Annotated in this window: 15 protein-coding genes and 2 pseudogenes; 10 read left to right on the top strand and 7 right to left on the bottom strand. The window is 44.0% G+C overall.

Annotated features, from left to right (window positions below):
- Window positions 1–12: 12 nt before the first annotated feature.
- From RG963_RS16670 to RG963_RS04990, 7 genes and pseudogenes are all read right to left on the bottom strand, one after another.
- Entirely contained in the window at window positions 13–1,518 is a 1,506-nt protein-coding gene (locus RG963_RS16670; RefSeq protein WP_449566833.1) for a DUF3656 domain-containing U32 family peptidase, read from the bottom strand.
- 192 nt (window positions 1,519–1,710) lie between these two features.
- A pseudogene (locus RG963_RS16675) lies at window positions 1,711–2,553 on the bottom strand (peptidase U32 family protein); the annotation flags it as partial.
- Window positions 2,554–2,805: 252 nt separating this feature from the next.
- Complete coding sequence (locus tag RG963_RS04970) at window positions 2,806–3,207, bottom strand: hypothetical protein (protein ID WP_310575171.1); 402 nt, start codon at window positions 3,205–3,207, stop codon at window positions 2,806–2,808.
- 482 nt (window positions 3,208–3,689) lie between these two features.
- Entirely contained in the window at window positions 3,690–4,511 is an 822-nt protein-coding gene (hisF, locus tag RG963_RS04975) for an imidazole glycerol phosphate synthase subunit HisF (RefSeq protein WP_310575172.1), read from the bottom strand.
- 190 nt (window positions 4,512–4,701) lie between these two features.
- Window positions 4,702–5,166: a bifunctional nuclease family protein gene (locus RG963_RS04980; RefSeq protein ID WP_310575197.1), complete on the bottom strand. Its 465-nt coding sequence runs from the start codon at window positions 5,164–5,166 to the stop codon at window positions 4,702–4,704.
- A 113-nt stretch (window positions 5,167–5,279) separates the two neighbouring features.
- A pseudogene (locus tag RG963_RS04985) lies at window positions 5,280–5,981 on the bottom strand (protein-L-isoaspartate O-methyltransferase).
- Window positions 5,956–6,591, bottom strand: coding sequence for an HVO_0476 family zinc finger protein (locus tag RG963_RS04990; protein ID WP_310575173.1), 636 nt, complete (start codon window positions 6,589–6,591; stop codon window positions 5,956–5,958). The pseudogene RG963_RS04985 and the gene RG963_RS04990 overlap by 26 nt, the downstream one beginning before the upstream one ends.
- Before the next feature lie 322 nt (window positions 6,592–6,913).
- Here RG963_RS04990 and RG963_RS04995 point away from each other — a divergent pair, with 322 nt between their 5' ends.
- The 10 genes from RG963_RS04995 to hemB all read left to right on the top strand — a co-directional run bounded on the left by RG963_RS04995 (window position 6,914) and on the right by hemB (window position 16,365).
- Window positions 6,914–7,624 (top strand): winged helix-turn-helix domain-containing protein/riboflavin kinase, encoded by a 711-nt coding sequence (locus RG963_RS04995; RefSeq protein ID WP_310575174.1) that lies wholly within the window; start codon window positions 6,914–6,916, stop codon window positions 7,622–7,624.
- A complete protein-coding gene (gene ribB, locus RG963_RS05000) occupies window positions 7,621–8,358 on the top strand; it encodes a 3,4-dihydroxy-2-butanone-4-phosphate synthase (protein ID WP_310575175.1) in 738 nt (245 codons plus the stop codon). Before RG963_RS04995 ends, ribB begins: the two co-directional genes overlap by 4 nt.
- Window positions 8,359–8,567: 209 nt before the next feature.
- Window positions 8,568–9,464, top strand: a complete 897-nt coding sequence (locus RG963_RS05005) for a cation diffusion facilitator family transporter (protein ID WP_310575176.1) — start codon at window positions 8,568–8,570, stop codon at window positions 9,462–9,464.
- 5 nt (window positions 9,465–9,469) lie between these two features.
- Window positions 9,470–10,567: a chorismate synthase gene (gene aroC / locus RG963_RS05010; protein ID WP_310575177.1), complete on the top strand. Its 1,098-nt coding sequence runs from the start codon at window positions 9,470–9,472 to the stop codon at window positions 10,565–10,567.
- Between the two features lie 428 nt (window positions 10,568–10,995).
- Window positions 10,996–12,063, top strand: a complete 1,068-nt coding sequence (gene ahbD, locus RG963_RS05015; RefSeq protein ID WP_310575178.1) for a heme b synthase — start codon at window positions 10,996–10,998, stop codon at window positions 12,061–12,063.
- Window positions 12,056–12,604 carry a siroheme decarboxylase subunit alpha gene (gene ahbA, locus RG963_RS05020; protein ID WP_310575179.1) on the top strand — a complete coding sequence of 183 codons (549 nt, stop codon included), beginning with the start codon at window positions 12,056–12,058 and terminating at the stop codon, window positions 12,602–12,604. Before ahbD ends, ahbA begins: the two co-directional genes overlap by 8 nt.
- Window positions 12,605–12,609: 5 nt before the next feature.
- A complete protein-coding gene (gene ahbB, locus RG963_RS05025; protein WP_310575180.1) occupies window positions 12,610–13,068 on the top strand; it encodes a siroheme decarboxylase subunit beta in 459 nt (152 codons plus the stop codon).
- 50 nt (window positions 13,069–13,118) lie between these two features.
- Window positions 13,119–13,793, top strand: a complete 675-nt coding sequence (locus RG963_RS05030) for a precorrin-2 dehydrogenase/sirohydrochlorin ferrochelatase family protein (RefSeq protein ID WP_310575181.1) — start codon at window positions 13,119–13,121, stop codon at window positions 13,791–13,793.
- Window positions 13,794–14,032: 239 nt separating this feature from the next.
- Window positions 14,033–15,349 carry a glutamyl-tRNA reductase gene (hemA, locus tag RG963_RS05035; RefSeq protein WP_310575182.1) on the top strand — a complete coding sequence of 439 codons (1,317 nt, stop codon included), beginning with the start codon at window positions 14,033–14,035 and terminating at the stop codon, window positions 15,347–15,349.
- A 41-nt stretch (window positions 15,350–15,390) separates the two neighbouring features.
- Window positions 15,391–16,365, top strand: a complete 975-nt coding sequence (gene hemB, locus RG963_RS05040) for a porphobilinogen synthase (RefSeq protein ID WP_310575183.1) — start codon at window positions 15,391–15,393, stop codon at window positions 16,363–16,365.
- The last annotated feature ends 154 nt before the right edge of the window (window positions 16,366–16,519 follow it).

Consider the following 16,519-nt stretch of genomic DNA (forward strand, 5'->3'; position numbering starts at 1 on the left):
CTTCCTGATTTTTTACTGCACACCCCTGAAATAATGCCCTTTAGTAAAGCCCTTCCCAAGGCTTTCACATTTTTCCGATTCCTGGTTTCCAGCCTCAAGATAGGTATCAATTGCATCCCTGTATTTCCCTGTCACTTTTCTTATTATTTCAGAATTTTCCATTCCGAGAGTCTCTATCCTTAGACTCGACACTCCGCTTTCGAGAAGTGCCGGAACATATTCGAGCATGCAGAGAGATCTTGAGTTAAGGAGATGCATCCTGCATTGATAGTCCATGAGCAGGGGAAACTCGTAATTTTTCTCGTCTACGAGTGTAAGGTTCCCTGACCTGCACGGGGCACTGCACTGTCCTTTATCTTTTCCGAGTAGCCCTCCTGCAAGGCAATGTTCGGATTCCATCAGTTCAAGGCAGCCGTGGACAACACATTCTGCAGGCCCGTAAAGGGCGATGCCTTTAAGTTCCTCAAGCGTCAGCTCCGGAGAAATTACAGCCATTTGAGCCCCTTCCTGCAAAAGAAGGGCAAAAGTATGGCTGTTAAAGATATTCAGAGGACTGTCTGCAATAAAAGGAATTTTCTCTGCTTTTGCGAGATTCAGTATCCCCAGGTTTGAAGCAAGGATACCATCAGCTCCCAGTTTCCTTACACGAGAGAAAATTTTTTCAACGGATTTCATTTCGGAATCTTTCACGATCTTTGGGGTGCTGAAATAGATTTTCCTGCCTGCATCCCGCGTTTCAGTAACAGCTTTTTTAAAAATAATGTCGAGGTCCTTTGTAAAGCTTTCTTTTTGCTCTGCTGTTTCCGGCCTTCTGAAAAATCCTTCTCCAAAATAGATGCAATCTGCTCCGCCTGAAAGTGCTCCTTCAAGTCCGTCAAGGGAGTAAACGGAAACCGAGAGTATCGGACGCATCGGAAGGTTTCCTGAAACATTTTCTTCTATTTTCTGTCCTGCCTTTTCTCCTGGTTCAGGGAGTTGTGGAGTATTGAGAGGTTTTAGCTTCCACCTGGAAATCCGCAGTTTTTCAAGCTGCTGAATTGCTTTTGTCCTCAATTCGTTCAATTGCCCCATTGGAATAAAAATATCCCCGTCCATATTCACATGGAGTTCAGCCGCTTCAAAAAGCGTGTTTCCGAGTTTTGAGAGCTGTTTTTCTATCTGAACCTTTGAAGTAGGCTGCTTTTCTGCCTTCTCGACCAGATATTCGGATTCGATTGTTACTATGTTCGAATCCCTGTCCTTTATCTCAAGTCTGACAGGCCTTCCTGATGCAATTGTTGAGGTGACGGATACAGGGATTTTAGGCTTCAAGCTTCCGGATTCGCTTTCTTTTTTGAGAGAATCCATAAGCTTTTTATCATGCGTCCTGTACACAGTGCTTCCTGATGGGGCTCTTGAATCAAATGGGATTTCTATAATGTCTCCCTTTCCTGCACTGTATACAGGGCCCTTGCCGGTATACATTGAGGATATGATTTTTCCTTTGTCTTCGGGCCTGGTTTCGGCGTTTTCGACCATTATCCCGTCTCCCAGACGGAGAGGGCGTGAAAGTTTTACGCGGATACGACTCGAAAGCCTGTCATACCCTACAACCGTGCCTGTCGGAATTCCGCGGTTATGGGGATTCTCCCGGCTTATGAGTTCCCAACGTGGATTTTCAAAAAAGTAACCTTGAGTAAAACCCCGATTAAAAAGCTGGGTTAGCGTTTCCTGTTCTTCTTCGGAAACAGAGTGTCCTGCAGGATTTTCAATATACCTGTCAATCAGGCGGCGGTAAATCCTGACAACACCTGCCACATACTCCGGTCTCTTCATTCTGCCTTCTATTTTTAAAGATTCGACCCCGGCTTCTATAAGGGCTCCCAGGCCTGAAGTTGTGTTGAGGTCTTTTGGACTTAAAAGATAGCTTCCGCTTGTTTGGATCTGTTTTCCTTCACAGTACAGCCTATATTTTTTGCGGCACGGCTGGGCGCAGTACCCTCTGTTTCCACTCCTCCCCCCTATAAGACTGCTCAGAAGACACTGGCCGGAATAGGAGATGCAGAGAGCTCCATGTACGAAGACCTCTATTTCAGTCCCGGTTTTTTCTTTTATCCGTTTTATTTCTTCAAGCGAGGACTCCCGCGATAGTACAACTCTGTTGATTCCCAATTTTTTTACAAAATTAACTCCTTCGCTGTTATGCAGAGTCATCTGTGTACTCGCATGCAGCGGAAGGTCAGGCAGATATTTTCCTGCAAGGGAAATAAGCCCCAGGTCCTGCACGATAACTGCATCTGCCCCCATTTCTCTCAGACAGGACAGCAGTTTGAGGGCATTTTCCACTTCTCTTTCCTTAAGTAGAATATTTACGGTTACGTATACTTTTACGCCTCTTAGGTGAGCATAGTCAATTGCTTCTTCAAGCTCTTTATCTGAGAAATTCGAGGCATATCCCCTGGCACTGAAAGCCCGGGCTCCAAGATACACAGCTTCCGCTCCGTTTTCTACGGCTGCAACAAGGGCTTCCATGCTGCCGGCCGGGGCAAGCAGTTCCGGTTTTTCAGGCTTCATCAGATTGGATTAGATACCCTGTCCTTAATTAAGCTTTGGCATCTTCTCTTGCCTGTATAACTTGAATATTTCTAAAAACTTCTGTGAAAAATAATTAATTATTAGAGTTGGTAGAATCCGGCTTCAGACGTCCTTTCCAATAATCCGGCAACTCTTCTAAAGTAATAACTTTAGTGGTTTTGCAAAAATTATAAAATAGGGGTGAGTGAATTGAGAAGCTCCGGAAGGAGCCTGAAGTTTATGCTCCTTGGGTTATGCTTTTGGCCCGATGATCCAGGTTACGATTCTCCTGTTTTTCTCATCTTTTGAGGCTTCGGAGAGCATCTTTCCATCGTGCATGTTACATTCACACGAATAGTTGATTTTATCCTGCCTTGCCCCATATCTGAAGTGTATCTTGCAGTACCCTTCTGTGCACCCTATCCCGTACTTGACCCAACCCTCAATATCCGCTCCACCTTCGCAGTTTCCTTCGCATGCACTGAGTTCAAAGCTTTTTTCCTCATAAGATTCGATTTTCGCTGGAGCTTGGTGGCCCTTTTTGTATTTCCCTTTCTCTATTTTCTGAGCTTGAAGCACAAGATCCTCACCGGTATTGTTAAGGATCTTTAACTGCAATCCCTCAATAAGTTCCATATTTTCTGCTTCTGACATATTCTATTACCCCGATAAATGAAGAATCCAGCTAGAATTCCTCATAAGAGATTGCCTCTAAGAAATAAAAACGTATCTCCAAATATAAGGAAGTGTGTCTGTAAAATGAATCCCTTAAAAGATAAAATCCGGAAAAGTATAGATCCTAAAAAATAATCCAGAAAATAAAGATCTAAGAAATATAAGTCCTGTTCGTGAGTTATTGATCAATTCCGAAAAAGCAAGTACATCTTCCTTATTTGAGGAAAAATATAGAGATTCTTATGCTTACTGTTTTCAATAACTCATGCCCATTACTTGTTATTTTGATCACCGTAATATTATTTTAATCATCGTAGTATTTTTTTAATTATTATAGTGGCATTTTTATCACTTGGATATTATTTTAACTACCGTAATATTTTTTTAATTATTATAATAGTATTTTTATCACTATAATATTATTTGGCAGGATGTGTTTTTTTCCTGCCTTTTTCCTGAACTCAAAGCCTTACAGGAATTTCCCGGTCTTTAAGGTATTCTTTAACTTCTCTTATTGAGTACTCCTTGAAGTGGAAAATGCTTGCTGCAAGAGCTGCATCGGCTTTTCCTATTGAAAACCCTTCATAGATGTGCTGAGGGTTTCCGACTCCTCCTGAAGCTATAATCGGGATGTCGAGCTCTTCGGAGAGTTTTTTTGTAATCGGCAGGTCGTAGCCGGCATACGTTCCATCCCTATCCATACTTGTGAGCAGGATTTCTCCGGAGCCCAGTTCTTCTGCCCTTCTCGCCCACTGTACTGCATCAATTCCTGTAGCTTCCCTCCCTCCATAGATTACTACCTCATACCAGGCAGTAGTCCCGTCTTCAAGTTCCAGGACAGTCTTGTCAGGGTTATTCTTTATGTTATTATTTCGCCTGCAATCAATAGCAGTAACAATGCACTGGGCTCCGAATATGTCTGAGGACTCTTTGATGAAGTCAGGATTCTTGACTGCCGAGGTGTTAACCGAGACTTTGTCTGCCCCGGCCCTGAGAACCTGGCGGATGTCATTAATAGAACTTATTCCTCCTCCAATCGTAAGAGGAATGAAAACCTCGTCTGCAGTCCTTTCAATCACATCTATCATGGTTTCCCTCCCATGAACAGAAGCTGTGATATCCAGAAAAACAAGTTCGTCTGCACCCTCTTCATTGTAGCGCTTGGCGAGTTCCACAGGGTCTCCGGCCTCTTTCAGGTCCACAAACTCCACACCCTTAACAACACAGCCGCCGGCTCTGTCAAGGGTTACATCAAGGCATGGTATGATTCTTTTTGTGAGCATCTAAGGGATAATAAATTTAACTGTTATTAAAAGCTTACCTAAATTAAGCCGGTAACGGTCTATCAGGTTTAACCTGCTAAAAAAAGGCAGTACACTTTAAAACGGATTCAAAAAATAGCTCTCTGCAGGTAGAGGAATCAAGCTTCTTTGAGTTGAAGTTTCAGGCCCGGGAAAAAGAGTTCTGTGTGCTCTAACCGAAGATATTCATCACACGTGCACCTTCAAGTCTGGACATCTCCACTTCGGAACCTTCAAGCACCTTTTTTCTAATTCTTATCGGAGCACTTACACGCAGGGCAAGGGCAATACAGTCGCTTGGTCTTGCGTCAAACTGCATGACGCTGTTGTCCTTTCTTATCAGGAGCCGGGCGTAATAGATTTTGTCAACCTTTTCATCAATCAATACGCCCTCGATTTTTATATCTAACCGTTCGAAAATATTGATCATAAGGTCATGAGCCATGGGTCGGGGAGGAGAAACGTTTTTAAGCACGTTTCCTATTGAGAGGGCTTCGAGATGCCCTATGTATATGGGAAGCATGTTCCCGTCCATATTTTCAAGAAGTACCACAGGGGTCGGGTCTGTAAAAACATCGACTATATAGACATCTTTAACACGAATTTCCTCAAAGTCCTCATAAATGTCTACGCCCATACTCAATAGAGTATTTCACACTTATTAATACCTTATTTAATTCTTTCATATTTATTAAAAAAGCGCTTACAGCTTTGCTTCAGATTTCTCTCGGATCTTAATTTTTTGCACTCTCAGCTTTTTCGAAAGCCATGTTTACCAATCAAAGGTACGAAAACGACCTCGCCTTTTCTCTTTTTATGTATATCGCCCTTACTGTCTTTTTTAATTCTTAAAAGCTCCTGGGAATAACTTCCCACAGGAATCACCATTATACCTCCGGGCTTTAACTGTTCCAGCAGAGGCTCAGGGATATAAGGGGCTGCGCATGTTACAGCTATCCTGTCATAGGGAGCATACTACGAATAACCCATTGATCCGTCTTCATGAATCACTGTAACGTTATCGTAGCCTGTTTCTTTCAGGTTCTTCTTTGCAAAATTTGCAAGGAACTCTATCCGCTCCACAGTGTATATATGTCCGCTTTTTCCTACTAATTCTCCCATCACTGCGGCATTATATCCGGAACCTGCCCCTATTTCCAAGACTATATGCCCCTCAGACAGCTCTAGAATTTCACACATAATAGCGACCATATGAGGAGCAGATATTGTTTGCCCGTGGCCGATTTCCAGAGGTCTGTCCACATAAGCTGCTCTTTGTTCATATTCCGGAACAAATTTATGCCTGGGAACACGGAGCATGGCTTCACGAACTTTTTCATCTAATATATTAGCCTCAAGCCCCTCTACGAGACGCTTGCGCAGTTCTTCGAATTTCTTTTCCTCTTCTCCGGTATTATAATCCTCTTCACCATGGCCCTCTTCGGAAATCACGCTGACCTGAACCTTCCCCTTTCTTTCTGGCAAAAATTCGTTTTACGTATTTTGCAGGCACAACATCGCCTTTTCTGGACCTGAATGCCCCATCTCTCACCTTGATTTTGGTGATGAAAAGACTTATTCTTCCCACTCTTTCTTCTGCTCCAACAGTAAACTCATAGTCTCCGGGAACACGCTTCTCGATAACATCTGTTTTTTCAACACCCGACTGCGCGGAGAATTTTACAGTTATCTCATCAATGGCTCTACCCCATATTGTATCGACATCTTCTGCCTTAGTCGATTGAACCCTTTTTTCTCCTACTTCAAGGGCAGTAATCAGGATAGGAACTACTACTCCTGTTTCTTCGTCATCTATAACCAGCTCGTCGTCTACCTGAAGGACAGTCTCGGAATCCAGTTCAGTTTTATAGGTATTTGAAATATCCATCTTGCTGACTATAACCTTCAAACTGACTGCTTTTGGGGTTTTTATCTTCGCTGCATGTACCTGTCCGCACTCAAGGCAGCGAACTAACGGGCTCTGCCCTTCTTTCAGAACTGCATGCCCTACTTCTTCTTTAGGGGAACATGAGGGGCATTCAACTTCAATTTCTCTTGTCATGGTCTGATCAATAGATGGATTCAAAATACTAAATACTTAACTTCTCCGGTGGTGTTTTTTCTGGAGGTGTTCTGAAAGGAGAACTGGTACAAAAAAGGTTTCAAGAAATTAAAGGTAAAAGCACAGGTAAAATTTACAAAATTTATGGTGAACTATTCTTTTTCATTCCAGAGACAATTTCGTTCAATGGCTTTTTCAGATCGTTTCGAGTTCTTCAGCCGGCGCTGAAGGTGTGCAACTGGCCTCCACACGTCTTTCGTTCGTTCTTGTTATCAAAAGTTTTATTATAACGAAATGCATAATCTAACATCTCATTATTGAGATGCATCTCAAAATTAAGATAGGCGTGCTGACAGTGCCGGATATTGAACACCTGAAGAAACTTGCACTTATTGGAGCAGTAAACAAAACCATTAAGGTATCTTCGAATGAGTTTCAAAAGCATACCGGGGCAAGCTCAAAAACCGCAGCAAGAAAACTAAAACAGCTGGAAGAAGAGGGGCTGATCGAAAGAAAGATAGTCTCAGGTGGCCAGTTGATAAAAATGACCGAAAAAGGGATTGAAATTCTTAAGAGCGAATATATAGAATACAGCAGGATCTTTTCTCCGGAATCTGATCTTTTAGAGCTTGAGGGAAAGGTGCTTAAGGGCCTGGGCGAAGGCCAGTATTATGTCAATATACCCGGATACAGGAAGCAATTTGAGGAAAAATTACGTTTCGAACCTTTTCCCGGGACTCTGAATATACAACTTTCCGAAAACAGTTCGGCTCTTCGAAATCTGTTACGCGAAATGCCGGCTGTCCGGATAGAAGGCTTCAATGACGGAGAACGCACTTTCGGAGGCGGAAAATGTTACCCGGTTATTATCGGCGGTATAGAAGCTGCTGTAGTCGCCCCTGAGAGAACACACTACCCGTCAGATTTGATTGAGATTATTGCACCTGTAAAGTTAAGGGATGCCCTGCAATTGAACGACGGAGACAGAGTTGTGATACAGGTAAAAAATCAGGGTATGGAGAACCAAAAATGAGCGGAAGTACGGTTTACGATTGTTTTACGTATAGAAATGAGAATATCAACCTGGCGCTGGAAGCCCTGCGTGCCGGAAACATGATCCAAATTTACGATTCGGACTCCAGGGAAGGGGAAACCGACCTTGTAATTCCTGCAAAAGCGGTAACCTGCAAAGATGTGAAATGGATGCGAAAAGATGCAGGCGGCCTTATCTGTGTAGCAGTTGACCCTGTGGCATCAAAACAACTCAGGCTGCCTTTCATGGCAGAACTCGTCCGGGAAGCCAGCAAAAACAGTGACGTTCTCGGGGAAGTGGCGGAAAAGGATGGAGACCTTAAATACGATTCTCATTCTTCCTTTTCTCTCTGGGTGAATCACAGAGATACTCGAACCGGAATCCCTGATGATGAAAGAGCTCTTACTATCCGGAAAATCGGAGAAATCACAGAAAAAAATCTTTCCGGAGATAATATCCATTTTGGGGAAGAATTCAGAACCCCTGGACACGTTGCACTGCTGAGAGCCGCAGAAGGACTTCTGGACGAGCGCAAAGGACAGACTGAACTTTCAGTTGCTCTTGCTCGCATGGCGGGAATTACCCCTGCAATGGTAGTTTGCGAGATGCTGGATGATTATAATGGCAAGGCCCTTTCCAAAGAAAACGCAAAAGAATATGGCAAAGAACACGGGCTTATATTTCTGGAAGGGCAGGAAATTCTAGAAGCTTATATGACATGGGTAGGCTCATAATAGCAGTTCTTCTTTTTCTTCCGCCTTTTTTCAGTTTTATTTTTTTCCAGCTCTGATTTTTATCCCTTTTTAAAACGCAGAATTCTATATAAAAGAGAAATTAGTATATCATTGATAGCTTCTTGATATTTTTCAACCGTATTAATTATTTTTGCTTTATGTCCGGTTTCATACGGTCGATGTAAGGCGATGTAAGGGGGGTCAGATTTGTGTTACAAAAATCTAAAAAAGTTCAGCAAGTTCTTATCTATGTGCTATTTCTGAACCTTGCCGTTGCATTTGCCAAAATAATTTACGGAAATTTAACAAGCACTTTAAGCATGATTGCAGACGGCTATCATTCCCTTTTTGATGGGGTTTCCAACATTATAGGACTGGCTGGGAGCTTCATTGCATCCCGGCCGCCTGACAGCGATCACCCTTACGGGCACCAAAAATACGAAACCGTAGCCTCCATTTTTATCGCATTACTGCTTATTTTTGTGGGCGTTGAGATTTTCCGAGATGCTCTTAACCGTTTCCTTGTCCAGAGCACGCCAAAGGTCACAGATGTCAGTTATCTGGTGATGCTCGGGACAATGTGCATTAATTATCTGGTCACACGATATGAACATAAACAGGGGGTATCTCTCAGGAGCCAGGTACTTATAGCGGACTCCATGCATACCAGAAGTGATATTTATGTCTCTCTTTCCGTTATAGTAAGCCTGACTGCCATAAATTTGGGATTTCCTATGATGGACCCTTTAGTCGCCCTAGTGATCGCTTTTTTAATTTTCAAGGCAGGATACGGAATTGTAAAAGAAAGTTCAAGGTCCCTTCTGGATATGTCCAGGATTGAAGAGAAAGAAATTTGTGACCTGGTTATGGGAATTGAAGGGGTAAAGGGCTGTCACAAGATTCGGACTCGTGGCAGCATTGGAGATATTAAAGTCGATATGCACCTGCTTGTCAGGTCTGACATGCCTCTCGAAGACGCACATATTATCACTCACATGGTCAGCAAAAAGCTGAAGGGCGAATACAAAGACATCTCTGATGTAGTCATACATCTTGAGCCCTCCTCACAACAACCCCAAGGATCAAATAGCAAAAAAACCAGTTAAGATGCATGGCTGGAAACGTTTTCGGGCAGATGTTTCGAATAACTACATGGGGCGAATCCCACGGAAGGGCTGTGGGCGTCGTGGTAGATGGATTGCCTGCAGGTCTTCCTTTCTCCGAGGCTGACATCCAGAAAGAACTGGATAGAAGGCGCCCGGGACAGAGTGAAGTTTCAACTCCCAGGCGCGAGGCTGACAGGGTGGAGATTCTTTCGGGAATTTTTGAAGGAATGAGCACAGGCACTCCTGTTTCCATGCTGGTTTGGAACTCGGATGCCAGGTCTTTGGCTTATGATGCTATCAAAGATACTCCCCGTCCCGGACATGCTGACTTCACCTATATCTCCAGGTATGGGATAAGAGACCACCGCGGAGGAGGCAGGTCTTCAGCCCGCGAAACAATAGGCAGGGTTGCAGGCGGAGCTCTTGCAAGGTTACTGCTTTCCAGATTTGGAATCAGGATTGTAGGCCATGTGCTTGAACTCGGAGGGATCCGAGCAAAACCCATGTCTTTTGATGAAATCCTTGAAAACGTGGAAAAAACCCCTGTGCGCTGTGCCGACCTCGAAGTTGCTAATAAAATGATTGAAAAAGTTACAGCCCTACGGCAGGAAGGAGATAGCGCCGGAGGTATTGTAGAGGTTATTGCGAAAGGCGTGCCTGCAGGCCTGGGAGAGCCTGTTTTTGACCGGCTGGATGCTGACCTTGCAAAGTCCCTTATGAGCATTCCTGCGGTCAAGGGTTTTGAAATCGGAGCCGGATTTGAGGCCTCCCGCCTGCTTGGAAGTGAAATGAACGATCCTTTCAGGATGGAGGAAGGAAAAATAACCTGTTCGAGCAATAATGCAGGCGGAATCCTTGGAGGAATTTCAACAGGTCTGGATATCATCTGCAGGGTTGCAGTGAAACCCACTCCATCCATAGGAAAAGTTCAGCAAACAGTAGACCTGTCAGCCCGTGAAAACACCGAAATCGCGATCAAAGGACGACATGATCCTACAATCCCTCCGCGTATGGTACCGGTTGCCGAAGCCATGGTTGCCCTTGTGCTTGCCGACCATATGCTCAGGAGCGGCTTTATCAATCCCAGGACCCTGCTGGAATAAAGAGAATACATTATAATTCTGTATGAACAACTTGAATAATCACCAAAGTATGGGGCGGGGCGCCTCTCCCGTCAACTGGGTTTTTTTTTCCAATTCTTTCCTGTAATCATTTAAGTGTTATTCAATTTGGAAAGTTCGATAACTACCTTATTATAAATATCTTATTCTCTTAACTCCTTACTAGTAAAGCCTTCAGTCCTCCAGTCGGGTGACTTATTTCTTGTTCTTTTTTACAGGTCTAAGTCTGAAATGGCAGAATATTAATATTACTTTATTAATATGACCTCTCAAGTTAAAATTACATCAATTCTCGGTAAAATTGAATCACTCTCATATTCAGCCCTCAGATTGTGATTTTTACTTTATAATTATTGTTAATTTGTAACTCTAATTAACCTTTGACTCCTATTAATAAAAACCCTTAATTTATGATTGTCATGACAAATGCACCAAGGCTTATCGCATGGGAACTGACTGCGGGCTGCAACCTGAACTGCGTACACTGCAGGGGAGCTTCCACTTCCTCGGTTCCGGCAGGTGAGCTTACAACTGATGAAGCTAAACATTTCATTGATGAGGTTGCAGGGCTTGGAAAGCCCATTCTCATCCTGAGCGGAGGCGAGCCTCTCACCAGACCTGACGTTTTGGAGATTGCTCGCTACGGCACTGATGCCGGGCTTCGAGTAGTGCTTGCAACAAACGGCACACTTCTCACTCCTGAGCTTGTAGAGAAACTGAAAGACGCAGGCGTTCAGAGGCTCAGTATAAGTGTTGACGGAGCGAATGCAGAGACACACGATAATTTCAGGGGAATGCCCGGAGCCTTTGAAAGGACGCTTGCAGGCATTGAAGTTCTCAGGAAAACAGGTTTTCCTTTCCAGATAAACACAACGATCTCAAAGCGCAACCTTGAGGAAATTCCAAAGACCTTTGAGCTTGCAAAAGAGCTTGGAGCAGTTGCATATCATGTCTTTTTCCTTGTGCCCACAGGAAGGGGAGAAGAGTCCGATGAAGTGTCCCCGGCAGACTACGAGCGTATTCTGCACTGGTTTTATGATCTGCAGAAAGACTCGGAAATTCAGCTGAAAGCGACCTGTGCCCCCCACTATTTCAGGATAATGCGCCAGCGGGCAAAAAAGGAAGGAATTGAAATCTCGGTGAAAACTCACGGCTACGAGGCAATGACAAAAGGCTGTCTCGGAGGGACAGGCTTCTGTTTCGTATCAAGTGTGGGTGAGGTATACCCTTGCGGTTATCTGCCTGTGCTTGCCGGAAATATCAGGGAACAACCCTTCAGGGATATCTGGGAAAATTCCGGGGTCTTCAAAAAACTCCGGAATCCCGAGGAGCTTAAGGGCAAATGTGGAATCTGCGAGTACAAAAAAGTCTGTGCTGGCTGCAGGGCAAGAGCTTATGCTGCTACAGGCGATTATCTTGAAGAAGAGCCGTACTGTATCTACAGGCCTGGAAAAAATGATCGTGATCAGGATGATTGAATTTGAAAACTGCAACAGCCGGCTCCAGAATGCGGACGCCGATTTCACCTCTGACATACAGCCTTACGAAGAGGAAGTTCCTGAATTTGAACTTGATGAGACCGACAAGATAATTCTGAACCAGATCCAGCAGGAGGTTCCTCTGGAAGTCGAGCCATTTGAAAAGTTAGGTGAAATTCTCGGCCTTTCTGAAACCGAAGTTCTCGGACGGCTGCGTGAACTCAACAGGAAAGGAGCAATAAGACGGATAGGGCCGGTCCTCAGCACAAGAAATATGGGTGGAGTAAGCACTCTCGTAGCCCTTAAGGTTCCCGATACCCGAATCGAAGAAGTTGCAAATTTTATAAATGAGTACCCTGAAGTTTCCCATAATTACCTTCGGAATGCTGCACAGTATAACCTCTGGTTTACGCTTTCTGCTCCGAATAAAAAAAGGCTTGAGAAGATAGTTGACGAAATCAGGGAGAAAACAGGCTGTCCTCTGTTAAACCTTCCTACAAAGCGCCTTTTTAAGATAAATGTGAAGTTCGATATCAGGTGAAAATAATGGATAAAACGGATGTAAAACTTCTCAAGCTCACACAGGATGGGATTCCGATAACTCATTCCCCTTTCAAGGTCCTTGCTGCCGAACTTGGGATAAGTGAGCAGGAAGTTGTTGACAGGCTTAAAAGCCTTCAGAAAGCCGGAAAAATCCGGCGTTTCGCAGCTTCAATAGGACATCGGGCAATCGGAATTACGGCCAATGCTATGTGCGTCTGGAATGTCCCCGATGACCGGATAGAAAAAACAGGAGCATTAATGGCAGAATTCCCCGAAGTGACTCACTGCTATGAGCGCCCGCGTTATCCCGACTGGCCATACAACCTGTTCACTATGGTTCACTCATACACTTCTGAAGACTGTGAAAAGGTAGCTATCAGGATTTCGGAAGCTACAGGAATCAAGGATTATACCCTTTTTTTCAGTGAACGTGAGTTCAAGAAAACCGGGGTCAGGCTGTAAACAGGTTTTTGGTCTGGTCTTAAATTATATTAGTCAAGAGGTTCCTGAAAATGGCTGAAAAAAACAATTTTCTTCCCCTTATGCTTGACCTGTCTGGCAGGAAAATCATTATCTTCGGAGGAGGTTCTGTCGGGGAGCGCAAAGCCGAATTATTTTCCGGCTGTGCGGACACCCTTGTTTTCAGCCTTGAATTCTCTCAGCGGCTGCAGGAACTTGAAGCTTCAGGGCAGGTGCGACTATTTAGGGTTGATCTTCTTGCTGCGTCGGATTCCGAACTCAGGAAACTCATTTCAGGGGCTTTTATTGTCATACCCGCAACCAGCAGTTTCGAGCTTAATCGAAAAATCACTCTCGTTGCACGGGAAAGCGATATTTTGATTAATCAGGTCGATGCTTTAGGTAGTGTCGTAATCCCGTCAGTAATAAAAAGAGGAGACCTTGTAATCGGGATTTCCACTCTTGGACACAGTCCCGCAGTATCCAAATATACCCGCAGGCAGATAGAAGGTCTGATTACTCCTGCATATTCGGATATGATCCGGCTTCAGGACGAACTCAGGACTTACCTCAAGCAGTATGTGGCTGAGCAAAGAAAGAGGAAAGAACTCCTCTGGAAAGTCCTGGAAAACGAAGCTGTCTGGAACGGGTTTTCCGAGTCTTATGAAAAGGCAGAAGAAAGGGCATACGCTATAATTTCTGATTGCCTGGAAAATTCCGGAAAGTAAACCCTGGCAGGAAGCGCAGGGCTTTTCAAAGGAAAATGTACTCTATAAAAAGAGTACTCTATAAAAAGAATTGTTCTGCAAATATAATTATTCTGTATAAAAGTATTCTCTTAATCAAAATATTCTGTAAATTAAAATTCCTTTGATGAAAAAAGCTTAGGAGTTATGGACAAAGTTTAATTTACAACTCCTTATATTATTATTCTATTTCCTGTATTCATTCTATCCGGAGGCTCTCTGTGACAGAAATCTCAAGTATGGTTATATCCCATAAAAAAGCAAAGGTTGAGGAAATGGAGTCCGCCTGGCACGGAGATCTGGACGGACTGCTCCATAACCTGTATCACCAGGAGTATGTTTACGAGTGCGTAGTCTTAAAAACGTGCAACCGTGTTGAAATCTACGTTGTTTCCCCCAAAAGCAGCAGTGTACTTTTCTCTTTTGCAAAAGAAATGGGAGCTTCCACCCATATTATCGATTTTTACGGGCATGATGAGTCCCTGGAGCACCTGCTAAGGCTTGCTGGTGGTCTTGAATCCATGATTGTAGGGGAAGACCAGATTCTTGGACAGATGAAAGATCTTTATGCATATTCTAAGAAAATGGGGACAACCGGAAAAATCCTGGATACTGCCTTTGAGAAGGCTATTCAGGTAGGAAAGAGAATTCGCAATGAAACCAAAATCAACAAGGGTTCGGTTTCCATAGGTTCTGCGGCTGTAGATCTGGCAGAAGATATTCTGGAAGGGCTTACGGGAAAATCCGTGCTCGTGATAGGAGCCGGAGAAATAGGTGTCCTTGTTGCAAAGGCTCTGGCTGAAAAGGATATCGAAGCAATATACATTGCTAACCGCACCTTCAAGAAAGCCGAAGAAATTGCCTATGAACTCGGAGGACATGCAGTCAGGCTTGATGATATCCAGACTTATCTTAAGGACGCTGATGTGGTCATCAGCGGCACAGGTGCTCCGCATTACATTCTGACCAGGGAGATCGTTCAAAAGGCTATACAGAACAGAAACCGCAAACTTCTCCTTGTTGATATCGCAAATCCCAGAGATATCGAGGAATCGGTTGTTGAATTTGATAATGTTGAACTGTGCAATATCGACAACCTCAGGGTCATCAGCGAAAGGACTCTCAAAATGAGGAAGGAAGAGGCTAAAAAAGCCGAAGCTATAATTCAGGAAGAGATCAGACTTTTAAACCTTCAGTACAAGCGCCAAAAAGCTGACCGTCTTATTGCCGACCTTTACCGGCAGGTATACGATGTTCGGATAAGGGAAAGGGAAAAGGCAGTTAACAGACTTTGCGCCTATCATACTATCGGAGAGATTGAAACTGAGGTTCTTGACGACCTCACTCATTCTATCGTTAACAAGATCCTTGCCGAGCCCACAAAAGTCCTTCGCCAGGCCGCAGAACTCGGAAATGACGAGTTCCTTGATGTGGTTTCAAGGATATTCTGCCTCGAAAAGAACAGTGTAAGGGTTGAAAAACTAAAGCCCGATTGCGGAAATGAACTAAACCGGGTCTCTGAAGAAAGCAACTCATAATAAAGTAACTAAAATTAATTTATAATTACAGGAGTGATCACATGTTTCCAGATGTCAGGTTGAGACGATTGAGAAAAGGAAAGATCAGGAACCTTGTGCGTGAAACCACCTTATCAGTGGACGACCTGGTTCAACCTATTTTTGTGGATGAGACTATCGACTCCCCGGTTGAGTTCTCTTCCATGCCAGGCATATACAAGTTTCCTCTCTCAGATGTTGCAAAAGAAGCAAAAGAGATTTCAGAATTAGGGATACCTGCTGTTATTCTTTTTGGAGTGCCTGCTTCCAAGGACGCAGAGGGAAGTTCCTCATGGGGAGAAATTGATGTCATCCAGGAGGCTGTCCGGAGGATTAAGGCTGATCTTGGAGACGAACTCGTGGTGATCACGGATATCTGCATGTGTGAATACACAAACCACGGACATTGCGGGATAATCGATTTCGAAACTAAAGAGGTCCTGAACGACCCTACCCTTGAGGTTCTCGGAAAGATTGCAGTCAGCCACGCAAGAGCAGGTGCTGATATGGTAGCCCCCTCAGGAATGATGGATGGAATGGTAGAAGCCATCAGGCAAGCACTTGACCTTAATGGCTTTGAGAATATTCCCATAATGTCTTATGCCGCAAAATTCAGTTCATCCTTCTACGGGCCTTTCAGGGAAGCAGCAGACTCAGGCTGTTGTTTCGGAGACCGCTCCACCTACCAGATGGACCCTGCAAACAGCAATGAGGCTCTCAGGGAAGTGACCCTGGATGTGGCCGAAGGGGCAGATATTATAATGGTGAAGCCAGCCCTCAGTTACCTGGATATTGTCTACAGGGTCAAGACTGAGTTTGGAATGCCGACAGCCGCATACAATGTTAGCGGGGAGTACTCCATGATTAAAGCAGCCGCAGCTAATGGCTGGATTGATGAAAAAAAAGCCGTGTACGAGTCTCTCATCTCCATTAAAAGGGCGGGAGCAGACATTATCATTACTTACTTTGCAAAGGATGCTGCCCGCATGTTGAAGTAAGCGCCTTTTTCAGGCGCTCCTGCTTTTCAGGAAACTTCAGTTTTTTCCTTTTCGACAGCCTCTCTTAATTTTTTAAAAATTGCTACTCGTTTCGTTTATGTTCTCATCAATAACTGCTTAATAGGGGAAGGCTCTGTTATAAGATAGAAAAGAG

The sequence above is a fragment of the Methanosarcina baikalica genome (genome assembly GCF_031461075.1).
GTDB lineage: Archaea > Halobacteriota > Methanosarcinia > Methanosarcinales > Methanosarcinaceae > Methanosarcina > Methanosarcina baikalica.

Bases quoted from the DNA above. Each gene is read 5' to 3' on its own strand.
- ahbA (WP_310575179.1), top strand. From the start codon at position 12,056: ATGATTGAATTTGAAAACTGCAACAGCCGGCTCCAGAATGCGGACGCC.
- ahbD (WP_310575178.1), top strand. From the start codon at position 10,996: ATGATTGTCATGACAAATGCACCAAGGCTTATCGCATGGGAACTGACT.
- hemB (WP_310575183.1), top strand. From the start codon at position 15,391: ATGTTTCCAGATGTCAGGTTGAGACGATTGAGAAAAGGAAAGATCAGG.
- ribB (WP_310575175.1), top strand. From the start codon at position 7,621: ATGAGCGGAAGTACGGTTTACGATTGTTTTACGTATAGAAATGAGAAT.
- RG963_RS04980 (WP_310575197.1), bottom strand. From the start codon at position 5,166: ATGGGCGTAGACATTTATGAGGACTTTGAGGAAATTCGTGTTAAAGAT.
- RG963_RS04995 (WP_310575174.1), top strand. From the start codon at position 6,914: ATGCATCTCAAAATTAAGATAGGCGTGCTGACAGTGCCGGATATTGAA.
- hisF (WP_310575172.1), bottom strand. From the start codon at position 4,511: ATGCTCACAAAAAGAATCATACCATGCCTTGATGTAACCCTTGACAGA.
- RG963_RS04970 (WP_310575171.1), bottom strand. From the start codon at position 3,207: ATGTCAGAAGCAGAAAATATGGAACTTATTGAGGGATTGCAGTTAAAG.
- RG963_RS16670 (WP_449566833.1), bottom strand. From the start codon at position 1,518: ATGGTCGAAAACGCCGAAACCAGGCCCGAAGACAAAGGAAAAATCATA.
- RG963_RS04990 (WP_310575173.1), bottom strand. From the start codon at position 6,591: ATGACAAGAGAAATTGAAGTTGAATGCCCCTCATGTTCCCCTAAAGAA.
- aroC (WP_310575177.1), top strand. From the start codon at position 9,470: ATGGCTGGAAACGTTTTCGGGCAGATGTTTCGAATAACTACATGGGGC.
- RG963_RS05030 (WP_310575181.1), top strand. From the start codon at position 13,119: ATGGCTGAAAAAAACAATTTTCTTCCCCTTATGCTTGACCTGTCTGGC.
- ahbB (WP_310575180.1), top strand. From the start codon at position 12,610: ATGGATAAAACGGATGTAAAACTTCTCAAGCTCACACAGGATGGGATT.